This window comes from Achromobacter sp. EB05 (genome assembly GCF_044232075.1).
GTDB classification, from domain to species: Bacteria; Pseudomonadota; Gammaproteobacteria; order Burkholderiales; family Burkholderiaceae_B; genus Achromobacter; species Achromobacter dolens.
This window is the reverse complement of the sequence record NZ_CP155917.1, coordinates 5,490,469-5,502,689: the sequence shown is the minus strand read 5'-3', so window position 1 is coordinate 5,502,689 and position 12,221 is coordinate 5,490,469. Positions and strand designations below refer to the sequence as shown.

Sequence of the window (12,221 nt, the reverse complement as noted above, 5' to 3'; positions counted from 1 at the left end):
CGCATGCCTGCCCATGGGGCATGAAAATGTTGCGATGCGCAATAATTGCAGCATATTGGTGCCGTATGCACCTTTCCGGTGCAAGGCATAGGCCGGGAATACCCGGAATCAGCTAGGGTAAGTCCGTACGGGGTTTACCCCTTCGGCAATAACCCTCCGTTTTTGGAGGTCATTGCTGTATGCGGCTTTGCGGGCGACGGCCGAGGAGTTTGCGGCAAAAATGCAACGTGAAATGGTGCAGTGCGCAGAGCTCAAAAAAATTCTTGCATCGCACAAAAAAACCCGATACTATGCATCTCATCGGATGTTGAAACGCAGTCGGCGCGGTTCAAAAGCAAGACCCAAGCAAAATGAACCCCGACAGCGCAGCGAGTGAAAGCCGCTCCCAACATGCCACGGTTGTCTCCTCCACCCTCCTCCTTTGGTGGATTTAGCCCGAGATCTCACGATCTCGGGCTTTTTTTTAAGCCGAGTTAATGCGTCCCCATTTAAGCCCGCTGCCGACCATCCGCATCGGACGAGTCGAGGCGCAAGCGCCGCGATCATGCCTGGGCGCCCTCCGCGTTTTCCCTTGGATATTTCGCGTGTGCGGAGGCGGAAAGCTCTACAATTACTGCATGAAATCCGTATTTCCGCGCGCTGCCCGCCGCGTTGCCGCATCTCCCGCGAACCGGGGATGCCCGCACGTATCCGGGTCGGGGTTGCGGACGTTACGTTCTGTCCCGGTGATTTGCACTTCCTTATCCCTCCCATATATGGGCGTTACACCTGCCATTGATAATGGCCGGCCTGTCTCGATAGACCAACCAGAGGTGACCCTGTGACCTGGCTGTACATATGCGTGGTCGCGTTCATGGTGGGGGGACTCATCGTGGCGTCGGAGCGCTGGCATGGCGCCTTCACCGGCGACAGCGATCTCAACAAGCCGCAAGCGAATCATTCGCGCGCCACGCCCCGCGTCGGCGGCCTGGCCGTGCTGGCCGGCACGCTCCTGGGCCTGCTGGTGCTCGGGCCCGACAACATGACCCTGACCTGGTTGTGGCCGGCCCTGTTCGTGTCGGCGCTGCCCGTGTTCGTGGCGGGCCTGCTCGAAGACATCACCAAGGACATCGGCGCCAGCAAGCGTCTGCTCGCGGCTTTCCTGTCCGCTGCGATCGCGTGGTGGCTGCTGGGTGGCGTCAGCCGCGTCGGCATGGCCCCGGTGGATTATGTCCTCTCGTACTGGCCTGTTTCCCTGGTGTTCACCATGTTCGCGGTGGGCGGCTGTACCCACGCCCTGAACATCGTCGACGGCATGAACGGCCTGGCCGGCATGGTCGCGACGCTGATGGCGGTGTCCATCAGCCTGGTCGCGCTGCAGGTTGGCGATGTGCCGATCTTCCTGATTGCCGCGGCGCTGGCTTCGGCCACGCTGGGATTCCTGGTCTGGAACTTCCCGTTCGGCCGCGTCTTCCTGGGCGATGGCGGCGCGTACTTCCTGGGTTTCATGCTGGCCGAGCTGGCCGTGCTGCTGGTGGTGCGCAACCCTTCGGTGTCGCCGTTCTACGCGCTGGCGGTGTTGTTCTACCCCGTATTCGAAACCGGCTTTTCCATCTGGCGCCGCCGCTTCAAGCGCGGCGTGCCGGTGGACCAACCGGATGCCTTGCACCTGCATCAACTGGTGTTCCGCCGCCTGGTGCGCGTGACCTTCAGCCGCGGCCGCCGCCATGCGGTGCCGGCGCTGTGCAATGCGTTGGCCTCGCCCTACATGTGGGTGCTGGCCCTGATTGGCCTGGTGCCCGCCACCATCTGGTGGGACAACGCCTGGGCGCTCAGCGCCAGCCTGGTGGTGTTCGCCAGCGTCTATATCTGGCTGTATGCGCGACTGGTGTCGTGGCGCCGTCCGGGGTGGTTGCTGTTGCCCTCCGTCCTGCGAGCCGATTAAATATTGGGTGCCCCGGCGACCACCGTCGGGGACCCTGTCATTCGTCACCCGACCATATTATTTAGAATGCCGTAATCGTTTTACGGCGAAGGGAGAGTTATGTTGCGTATTCAGGATGTGAAGCTCGCGGTCGTCGGCCTCGGCTATGTCGGTCTGCCGCTGGCGGTGGAATTCGGCAAGAAGCGCTCTGTCATCGGTTTCGATATCAACACGCGCCGGATCGACGCCCTGAAGGCCGGGCATGACCACACGCTGGAAGTCAGCGACGCCGAACTGGCCGAAGCCAAGCAACTGACCTATACCGCCGACCGCGCCGAACTGGGGCAGGCCAATGTGTTCATCGTTACCGTGCCCACGCCGATCGACGAGTACAAGCAGCCCGACCTGACCCCGCTGGTCAAGGCCAGCGAAACCATCGGCGCGGTGCTCAAGCGCGGCGACATCGTCATCTACGAATCGACCGTCTACCCCGGCGCTACCGAGGAAGACTGCGTGCCCGTCCTCGAGCGTGTGTCGGGCCTGAAGTTCAACGTCGACTTCTATGCCGGCTACAGCCCCGAACGCATCAACCCGGGCGACAAGGCACACCGCGTCAGCACCATCAAAAAAGTCACGTCGGGATCGACGCCGGAAGTGGCAGAGCTGGTGGACCAGCTCTACAAGCAGATCATTACCGCTGGCACCCACAAGGCGTCCAGCATCCGTGTGGCCGAGGCTGCCAAGGTGATCGAGAACACCCAGCGCGACGTCAACATCGCGCTGATCAACGAGCTGGCGCTGATCTTCAACAAGATGGGCATCGACACCGAGGCCGTGCTGCAAGCGGCCGGTACGAAGTGGAACTTCCTGCCGTTCCGTCCGGGCCTGGTGGGCGGCCACTGCATCGGCGTGGATCCGTACTACCTGACGCACAAGGCGCAGTCGATCGGCTACCACCCCGAGATCATCCTGGCGGGTCGCCGCCTGAACGACTCGATGGGCAGCTACGTGGTGTCGCAACTGGTCAAGGCCATGACCAAGCGCCGCATCCACGTGCAGGGCGCGCGTGTGCTGGTGATGGGTCTGGCCTTCAAGGAAAACTGCCCGGACCTGCGCAACACCCGCATCGTCGATATCGTCAAGGAGTTGGGCGACTACAACGTGGAGGTGGACGTGTACGACCCGTGGGTCGACGCGGAAGAAGCCGTGCACGAATACGGCATCACGCCGGTCGCCAAACTCGAAGAAGGCAAGTACGACGCCGTGATCCTGGGTGTCGCACATCACCAATTTGCAGACTTGGGTGCCGCCGGCATCCGCAAGCTGGGCAAGCCGGAACACATTCTTTATGACCTGAAGTACGTGTTGTCGCCTGCCGAATCCGATTTGCGCCTGTAAGGAGGACGTTGCATGACCACACGCTTCGAGACCGTCACCCAGGAACTGGCCGCAGTGCCGCGCAAATGGCTGGTGACAGGCTGCGCTGGCTTCATTGGCTCCAACCTGCTGGAAGCCCTGCTGAAGCTGGACCAGACTGTCACCGGTCTGGACAACTTTGCCACCGGACACCAGCACAACCTGGATGAAGTGAAGGCCTCAGTCACGCCTGAACAATGGGCGCGCCTGACCTTCATCGAAGGCGACATCCGCGACCTGGATGCGTGCCGTCGCGCGGTGCAAGGCGTGGACTTCGTGCTGCATCAGGCGGCGCTGGGTTCGGTGCCGCGTTCACTCAAGGACCCGATTACCACCAACGACGTGAATATCGGTGGTTTCTTGAACATGCTGGTGGCGGCCCGTGATGCCGGCGTGAAATCGTTCGTGTATGCGGCCTCCAGCTCGACCTATGGCGACCATCCGGCCCTGCCAAAGGTCGAGGAGAATATCGGCAAACCGCTGTCTCCCTACGCCGTCACCAAGTTCGTCAATGAACTGTACGCCGATGTGTTCGCGCGTTCCTACGGCTTTGAGACCGTGGGCCTGCGCTACTTCAACGTGTTCGGAAAGCGCCAGGATCCCAACGGCGCGTATGCGGCGGTCATTCCCAAGTGGACGGCGGCGATGATCCAGGGCGAGGACGTCACCATCAACGGCGACGGTGAAACCAGCCGCGACTTCTGCTTCGTCGACAACGCGGTGCAGGCCAACATCCTCGCCGCAATGGCGCCGGCCGAGGGCCGTAATCAGGTCTATAACGTGGCCGTCAGCGGTCGCAGTACCCTGAACCAGTTGTTTGGATTCCTCGTGCAGGCGTTGGCCAACCAGGGCGTGACTTACGGTAAGCAGCCCGTCTACGCCGACTTCCGCGCGGGCGACGTGCGCCACTCGCAGGCCGACGTCAGCAAGGCCGGCCGCCTGCTCGGCTACCAGCCCACGCACACCGTGCTGCAGGGCCTGGAAGTGGCGATGCCCTGGTACACGCAATTCCTGCGTTGATTTGAAAGCACTCGTCCGCAAACTCGGCAGCATCCACCCGGACCACCAACGCATTTTCAAAGGTGCGTTCCGGGTGGCGGTGTTCCTGCTGCTGGGCAAGGCCGCCGGCGCCATCAAGGAGATGGCGGTGGCGTACCGCTACGGCGTCAGCGACGCCGTGGACGCCTATCAGTTCTCGATGACGATGGCCACCTGGCTGCCGGTCACGATCGTGGGCGTGCTGTCGGTGGTGCTGATTCCGGTGCTGGTGCGGCTGCGCCGCGCCGAGGACGCCGAACGCGAGCAATTCATCCGTGAGCTGCAGGGCTGGGTGGCGGCCGCGGGCATCGCGCTGGCCGCGCTGACCTGGTTCGCCTGGCCGCAAGTGGTGGGCGCGCTGGGCCAGGGGCTCTCGGCCCGGGTCCGCGACATGACGGGCGAACTGTTGCTGGCCTTCGCGCCCGTGGCGGCATTATTGCTGATCGCGGGTATCAGCGCGGCGCGCCTGCGCGCGCATGAGCGCCACGTCAACACGCTGCTGGACAGCGTGCCGGCGGTGGCGACCCTGGCGTGGGTGATGCTGGCGGCCAGCGCCGAAAGCGTGGGGCCGCTGCTATGGGGCACGCTGGTGGGCTATGCGATCCAGACCGCCTGGCTGGCCTGGCTGGCCGCGCGCGCCGACGGCGGCTTCTGGGGCGCGCCCAGGCTGACCCTGCGTTCGCCGCACTGGCCCGAACTGATGAGCGCGGCCGGTGTGATGCTGATCGGGCAGGTGGCCATGAGCTTCGTCGGTCCGCTGGATCAATATGCCGCGGCCAACCTGGGCGCCAATGCCAACGCCACGCTGGGCTACGCCAGCCGGTTGCTGTCGCTGCTGCTGGGGATCGGCGCGGTGTCGGTCGGACGCGCGGCGCTGCCGGTGCTGGCCGACGTGCAGGCGCGTGGCGACACGGCGCGCGCGCGCGGCATGGCGCTGAAATGGTCGGTGCTGATGGTGGCGGCCGGCGGCCTCGCCGTGGCGATCGGCTGGGTGCTCGCGCCCTGGGGCGTGTCGGTGCTGTTCCAGCGCGGCGCCTTCACCGCCGAGAATACCGCGGCCGTGGCGCATGTGCTGCGCTGGGGCCTGTTGCAGTTGCCGTTCTATTTCGGCGTGCTGATCCTGGTGCAGTTGCTGGCCAGCCAGAACCGCTATCGCATCATGGCCGCCATCGCGGTCGGCAATTTCGCGTTGAAAGCCGCGCTCAATACGGTGCTGGCGCCGAAGATGGGCGCCGCGGGCATCATGCTGGCCACCAGCCTGATGTACGTGCTGTCCTATGCCTGCTATCTGGTGGTGGCCCTGCGCCGCGCCGAACCCAAAGAGGCCGCCTGAATGTCCGCCGCTCCCGAGTCCGGCCGCCCGTTGCGCGTGCTGCTGTTCATCCATTCGTTGCATGGCGGGGGCGCCGAGCGGGTCGCCGCCGACCTGAGCGCGCATTGGGCCGGCATGGGCCGCGAGGTCATGGTGGTGACGCAGGCGAGCGCCGACGGCGACGTCTACACGCTGCATCCGAAGGTGCGGCGCGAGGTGCTGCACACAGCGGGCGAGGGCGGCGGCCTGCGCGGCATCTGGAGCAATGTGCAGCGCGTGCGCGCGCTGCGGCGCGTGATCAAGGCATTCCGGCCCGACATCGTGCTCGGCATGATGACCACGGCGTCGGTGCTGTCCGTGCTGGCGTGCGCCGGCCTGTCGTGCCGCGTCATCGCCACCGAACACACCCATCCGCCGTCGCAGACCCTGTCGGGCTTCTGGCAACGCCTGCGCCGCCTGACCTATCCGCGCGCCGCGCGCGTGGTGGCCCTGACGCGCGGCACCGCGCAATGGATCGAACAGCACGTGCCGGGCTCGCGGCTGGCGGTGATTCCGAATCCGGTGCATTGGCCATTGCCCAAGGGCGAACCGGCGCTGACGCCGCCTGCGGGCGACGGCCGCAAGCGCCTGCTGGCGGTGGGGCGGCTGCATGCCGACAAGGGCTTTGACCTGTTGCTGCGCGCCTATGCCCGGCTGGCCCCGTCGCATCCGGACTGGGATCTGGTTATCCTGGGCGAAGGCGACGAGCGCCGCGCCCTGGAAGCGCAGGTGCGCGAGGCCGGCTTGCAGGAGCGCGTCAGCCTGCCGGGACGCGCGGGCAACGTGGGCGATTGGTACCAGAGCGCCGACCTGTACGTGCTGACGTCGCGCTTCGAGGGGCTGTCCAATACCTTGCTGGAATCGATGGCGAGCGGCCTGGCCGCGGTGGCGTTCGATTGCGATACCGGACCACGCGAGATCGTGCGCGAAGGGGTCGACGGCGTGCTGGTGCGGCCCAATGGCGACGTCGACGCGCTGTGCCGCGAGCTGGATGCGGTGATGGGCGACGAGGCCTTGCGCCAGCGCATGGCCGAAGCGGCCACGGCGGTGCGCGAGCGTTTCTCCGCCGAGCGGGTGCTGGGCCAATGGAAAGAACTTTTTGACGGTGTGCGCGGATCGGCCCGCTAGGCCGCGCGCGACACCGTTGCTGCGGTGACCACGAGAACCTGAAATCATGTGTGGAATTGTCGGAATTTGGGGCCCCCTGGGTGACAAGGCGCAAGTGCTGGCGGAAAGCTGCCGCCGCATCCGCCACCGCGGGCCGGACAGCAACGGCTTCTGGGAAGACGCCGGCGCCGAGCTGGCGCTGGCGCACGTGCGCCTGGCGATCCAGGACCTGACCGAAGCCGGCCATCAGCCGATGGTGTCCGCCTGCGGCCGCTACGTGATGGTGTTCAACGGCGAGATCTACAACCACATGGACATGCGCCAGCAGCTCGAGGCCTCGGGCCTGGCGCCGTCCTGGCGCGGCCATTCCGACACCGAGACGCTGTTGGCCGGATTCACCGCGCTCGGTATCGAGGCCACGCTGCAGGCCTCGGTCGGCATGTTCGCCATCGCGCTCTGGGACCGCGCCTCGCGCAAGCTGGTGCTGGCGCGCGACCGCATGGGCGAAAAGCCGCTGTACTACGGCTATTCCGGCGCCGAGCTGGTGTTCGCGTCCGAACTCAAGGGCCTGATGCCGATCCCCGGTTTCGGCCGCAGCCTGAACCGCAATGCGTTGGCGTCGTTCATGCGGCACAACTACATTCCGGCGCCGCAGTCCATCTACGAAGGCATCGCCAAGCTGCCCCCGGGCACCTGGATCGAATTCACCGCCGACGATACCCGCAGCCGCCGCATGCCCGAGCCGCGCGTGTACTGGTCGGCGCGCGAGGCCGCCGACACCGCGGCGCAATCGCTGCTGTCGTTCGAGTCCGACGCGCAGGCCACCGACGCGCTCGAAGGCGTGCTGTCCAAGGCGGTGGGCGGCCAGATGCTGTCCGACGTCAGCCTGGGCGCGTTCCTGTCGGGCGGCATCGACTCGTCCACCATCGTCTCGCTGATGCAGGCGCAGAGTTCGCAGCCGGTGCGCACCTTCGCCATCGGCTTCCATGAGAAGGGCTACGACGAGGCGCAGCACGCCAAGGCGGTGGCCATGCACCTGGGCACCGACCACACCGAGCTGTACGTCACCGCCGACGACGCGCTGGCGGTGGTGCCGAACCTGGCCGACATGTACGACGAACCGTTCGCCGATTCGTCGCAGATTCCGACCTCGCTGGTGACGCGCATGGCGCGCCAGCACGTCACCGTGGCCCTGTCCGGCGACGGCGGCGACGAACTGTTCGGCGGTTACTCGCGCTATTTCCGCGTCAACAACTGGTGGCAGAAGTGCGAGCGCATTCCGTCGCTGCTGCGCACGCCGGCCGGCGCGCTGCTCAGCGCCTCGACCCACCTGCCCGGGCGCGGCGCCTGGCGCGGCAAGGTCGGCAAGCTGGGCGAACTGCTGCGCGCCGATTCGCGCGGCGATTTCTACCGCCTGTTCGTGTCGTACTGGTCGGACCCGGCGCGCGTGGTCAAGGGCGGCGTGGAGCCGGTGTCCGAATTCGCGCAGGCGATGCGCGGCTCGACCTTCGAATCCATGATGAAGCTCGATACCGTGACCTATCTGCCGGACGACATCCTGGTGAAGGTGGACCGCGCCGCCATGGCCGTGAGCCTGGAAACCCGCGTGCCGCTGATCGACCACCGCGTTTATGAATTTGCCTGGAGCCTGCCGCACCATTACAAGGTGCGCGGCGCCACCGGCAAGTGGCTGTTGCGCCAGGTTCTGTACCGCCACGTGCCGCAGGCGCTGGTGGATCGGCCCAAGCGCGGCTTTGCCGTGCCGCTGGCGGCCTGGCTGCGCGGCCCCTTGCGCGATTGGGCCGAGGCGCTGCTGGATCCGGCGCGCCTGCGCCAGGAAGGCTGGTTCGAGCCCGAGCCCATCCTGCGCAAGTGGCGCGAACACGTGTCCGGACATCGCAATTGGGATAGCCATCTGTGGGGCGTGCTGATGATGCAGGCCTGGCTGGACCGCTACCGCGCCGGTGGCGAACAGGGAGGATCGGTTGGGAGTCGCTGACGAATGAAGATACTGATGCTGGTCAGTTCCATGCATGCCGGGGGCGCCGAGCGCGTGGCCGCCACGCTGGTCAACGCGTGGGCCGAACGCGGCGACGACGTCACCCTGACGCCGACCTATTCGTCCAAGGGCACCTGCTTCTACCCGCTGTCGGACAAGGTCAAGCTGGACTGGCTGGCGGACCTGGCCGGCACGCGCGTATCGGGGCCGATGGCGGCGTTCAAGCGCCTGCTGACGCTGCGCCGGCATATCCGCGACACCGCGCCGGACGTGGTGGTGTCATTCCTGACCAACGTCAACGTGGCCGCCATCCTGGCCACCCGTGGCCTGCGCGTGCCGCTGATCGTCTGCGAGCGGACCAACCCGGTCGCCGAGACCACCACCGGCACGATCTGGCGTCGGTTGCGCCGCCTGCTGTACCCGCGCGCCGACATGGTGACGGTGCAGGCGGCCGACACGGCCGGTCCGTTCTCGCGCCAGGTGCCGGGCATCAAGCGCCTGGCCGTGATTCCCAACCCCTTGCCCGCGCCGCTGCTGGACGCGCCGCTGGTGCCGCAGCATGACGACGGCGCGCCGCGCACGCTGCTGGCGATGGGGCGGCTGGTGACCGACAAGCAATTCGACCTGCTGATCGATGTCTTCGCGCAACTGGCGCCGGACTTTCCCGACTGGAACCTGCGTATCTGGGGCGAAGGCCCCGAGCGCGGGGCGCTGGAGGAACAGGTCGCGCGCCTGGGGCTGCAGTCGCGGATCAGCCTGCCGGGCCGCACTGAAACGCCCTGGGATGAATTGGCCCAGGGCCAGGCGTTCGTGCTCAGTTCGCTGGTCGAGGGCTTTCCCAACGTGCTGCTGGAAGCGATGGCGCTGGGCCTGCCCTGCGCCGCGTTCGACTGCCCCAGCGGCCCGCGCGAAATGACGCGCGACGGCCAGGACGCGCTGCTGGTGCCCGCGGGGGACCGTGACGCGCTGCGCGAGTCGCTGCGCCGCCTGCTCGGCGACGTGACGTTGCGCCGGCAATTCGGCCAACGCGGCGCCGCCGCGGTGCGCCAGCGTTATGCGCTGGCCAGCGTGCTGATGGAATGGGACGAATTGTTCGAAGCGGTGAGGGAAGGCCGATGAGCGGAGCGACCTTGCGCGTGGTGCACGTGATTGCCGGCCTGGGGCAGGGCGGCGCCGAATCCGTGCTGTGGCGCCTGGCCACCTATCCGGGGCAGGCGGTCGAGCACATCGTCGTGTCGCTGACCGACGAAGGCGTCTACGGCGAGCGGCTGCGCGCCGCCGGCGTGACGGTGCAAACGCTGGACATGCCGCGCGGCCGCATCACGCTTGGAGGCTTCCTGGCCTTGCGCCGATTGATCGCCGCGGCCCGCCCCGACGCCGTGCAGACCTGGATGTACCACGCCGACCTGATCGGCGGCCTGGCGGCGCGCCTGGCCGGCGTGCGCGCCGTCGCCTGGGGCATCCGCAATTCCGGTGCGCATCTCGAGCGCAGCAGCCGGTCTGCCCGCATGGTGCTGCGCGCCTGCGCGCTGCTGTCGGGCGTGCTGCCCGGCGCCATCGTCTGCGCCGCGCAGGACGCGGCCGAACGGCATGCGGCCAAGGGCTATCGTCGCGATCGCATGGTGGTGATCGCCAACGGCTACGACCTGTCGCGCTATGCGCCCGACGCGGCAGCGCGGGAACGGGTGCGCGGCCAGTGGGGCCTGGCCGGCGATGTGCCAGTGATCGGCTGCGTGGCGCGCTGGGACCCGTTGAAGGACCATGCCAACCTGCTGCGCGCGGTGGCGGCGCTGGTGCGCGATGGCCGCGACGGCGGCCTGCGCTGTGTGCTGGTGGGACGCGGCATGACCGTGGACAACCCTGAATTGATGGCGCTGGTCGACAAGCTCGACCTGCGCGAACGGCTGGTGCTGGCCGGCCCGAGCGACGACGTGCCGGCCGTGATGAACGGGCTGGACCTGCACGTGCTCTCCAGTTGCGCCGAAGGCTTCCCCAACGTGGTGGCCGAGGCCATGGCCTGCGGGGCGTACTGCGTGGCGACGGACGTGGGCGACGCGGCCTACATCATCGGCGACACCGGCGTGGTGGTGCCGCCCGAGCAGCCCGAGGCGCTGGCGCGCGGCATCGAGACCGCGCTGCGCGAGGTGGCGGCGCGCGGCCGCGGCCGGGCCGGCGAGGCCGGACGGGCCCGGGTGCTGGAGAATTTCGACCTGGCGCGCATGGTGCAAGGCTACGCCGCGGTGTGGCGCCGTCTGTCCGGAGCATCGGCATGAGCGCCGCCCGTCGTCTGCTGTTCGTGGTCAACAACCCGGCATTCTTCATGTCGCACCGCCTACCGGTGGCGCAGGCCGCGCAGCGCGCCGGCTATGACGTGCACGTGGCCACGATGGACGGCCCGGCCGTCGCCGACATCGTCGCGCTGGGCATGACCCATCACGTCATTCCGATGACGCGCAGCGGCAAGCATCCGCTGCAGGAGCTGGGCACGCTGCTGGCGCTGCTGCGCCTGTTCCGGCGACTGCGGCCCCAGGTGGTGCACCTGGTGACCATCAAGCCTGTGCTGTATGGCGGCATCGCTGCGCGCCTGGCGCGCGTGCCCGGCATGGTGGCCGCGATTTCCGGCCTGGGCTTCGTGTTCCTGTCCAATTCCCTGAAGATGCGTCTGGTGCGCTCGGTGGTGGCGCGCCTGTATCGCCTGGCGCTGGGCCATCCCAACAGCCGGGTGATATTCCAGAACGCCAGCGACCGCGACATGCTCAAGTCGCTGGGCGCCGTGCGCGACGAGCAGGTGGTGCTGATCCGCGGCGCCGGCGTCGATCTGGATCTGTGCCAGGCGCTGCCGGAGCCGCCGGCGCCGCCCGTGGTGGCCACCATGGTGGCGCGGCTGCTGCGCGACAAGGGCGTGTGGGAATTCGTCGAGGCGGCGCGGTTGCTGCGCGCGCGCGGCGTGCCCGTGACCATGCGGCTGGTGGGCGGCGTGGACGCCGGCAACCCGACCTCGGCCACGCCGGCCGAGGTCGAGGCCTGGCAGCGCGAGGGTTGCGTCGAGGCGTTGGGCGAGCGCTCGGATGTGCCGCGGCTGTATGCGGCGTCGCACATCGCCGTGCTGCCGTCCTATCGTGAAGGCCTGCCCAAGTCGCTGATCGAGGCGGCCGCCTGCGGCCGCGCGGTGGTGACGACAGACGTGCCGGGCTGCCGTGACGCGATCGAGCCGGACGAGACCGGTCTGCTGGTGCCGGTGCGGGACCCGCGGGCCCTGGCCGACGCCATCGCGCGGCTCGCCGAGGACGCTGCCCTGCGCCAGTCGATGGGGGCGGCCGGCCGCGCCTTGGCCGAGCGCGAATTCAACATCGAGCGGGTGGCACGCATCCACGTCGAGTTGTACGACACCCTGAGCGCCTGAAGCG

General features: G+C 67.4%; 9 protein-coding genes. All 9 read left to right on the top strand.

Annotated elements, in window-relative coordinates:
• Window positions 1–820: 820 nt before the first annotated feature.
• Window positions 821–1,924, top strand: a complete 1,104-nt coding sequence (locus AAID08_RS25120) for a glycosyltransferase (RefSeq protein ID WP_054500664.1) — start codon at window positions 821–823, stop codon at window positions 1,922–1,924.
• Window positions 1,925–2,023: 99 nt separating this feature from the next.
• Complete coding sequence (gene tviB / locus AAID08_RS25115) at window positions 2,024–3,301, top strand: Vi polysaccharide biosynthesis UDP-N-acetylglucosamine C-6 dehydrogenase TviB (RefSeq protein ID WP_116793789.1); 1,278 nt, start codon at window positions 2,024–2,026, stop codon at window positions 3,299–3,301.
• 12 nt (window positions 3,302–3,313) lie between these two features.
• On the top strand, window positions 3,314–4,339 hold the full coding sequence (locus AAID08_RS25110; protein WP_054500665.1) for an SDR family oxidoreductase: 1,026 nt from the start codon (window positions 3,314–3,316) through the stop codon (window positions 4,337–4,339).
• Between the two features lies 1 nt (window position 4,340).
• Window positions 4,341–5,690 carry a murein biosynthesis integral membrane protein MurJ gene (gene murJ, locus AAID08_RS25105; RefSeq protein ID WP_054500666.1) on the top strand — a complete coding sequence of 450 codons (1,350 nt, stop codon included), beginning with the start codon at window positions 4,341–4,343 and terminating at the stop codon, window positions 5,688–5,690.
• Window positions 5,691–6,836, top strand: coding sequence for a glycosyltransferase family 4 protein (locus AAID08_RS25100; protein WP_054500667.1), 1,146 nt, complete (start codon window positions 5,691–5,693; stop codon window positions 6,834–6,836). It begins immediately after the preceding gene.
• Window positions 6,837–6,882: 46 nt separating this feature from the next.
• A complete protein-coding gene (asnB, locus tag AAID08_RS25095) occupies window positions 6,883–8,814 on the top strand; it encodes an asparagine synthase (glutamine-hydrolyzing) (RefSeq protein WP_116793785.1) in 1,932 nt (643 codons plus the stop codon).
• 3 nt (window positions 8,815–8,817) lie between these two features.
• Window positions 8,818–9,933, top strand: a complete 1,116-nt coding sequence (locus AAID08_RS25090) for a glycosyltransferase family 4 protein (RefSeq protein WP_054500669.1) — start codon at window positions 8,818–8,820, stop codon at window positions 9,931–9,933.
• Complete coding sequence (locus AAID08_RS25085) at window positions 9,930–11,087, top strand: glycosyltransferase family 4 protein (RefSeq protein WP_395757044.1); 1,158 nt, start codon at window positions 9,930–9,932, stop codon at window positions 11,085–11,087. Before AAID08_RS25090 ends, AAID08_RS25085 begins: the two co-directional genes overlap by 4 nt.
• Window positions 11,084–12,217, top strand: a complete 1,134-nt coding sequence (locus AAID08_RS25080; RefSeq protein WP_144655549.1) for a glycosyltransferase family 4 protein — start codon at window positions 11,084–11,086, stop codon at window positions 12,215–12,217. Before AAID08_RS25085 ends, AAID08_RS25080 begins: the two co-directional genes overlap by 4 nt.
• Window positions 12,218–12,221: the final 4 nt, after the last annotated feature.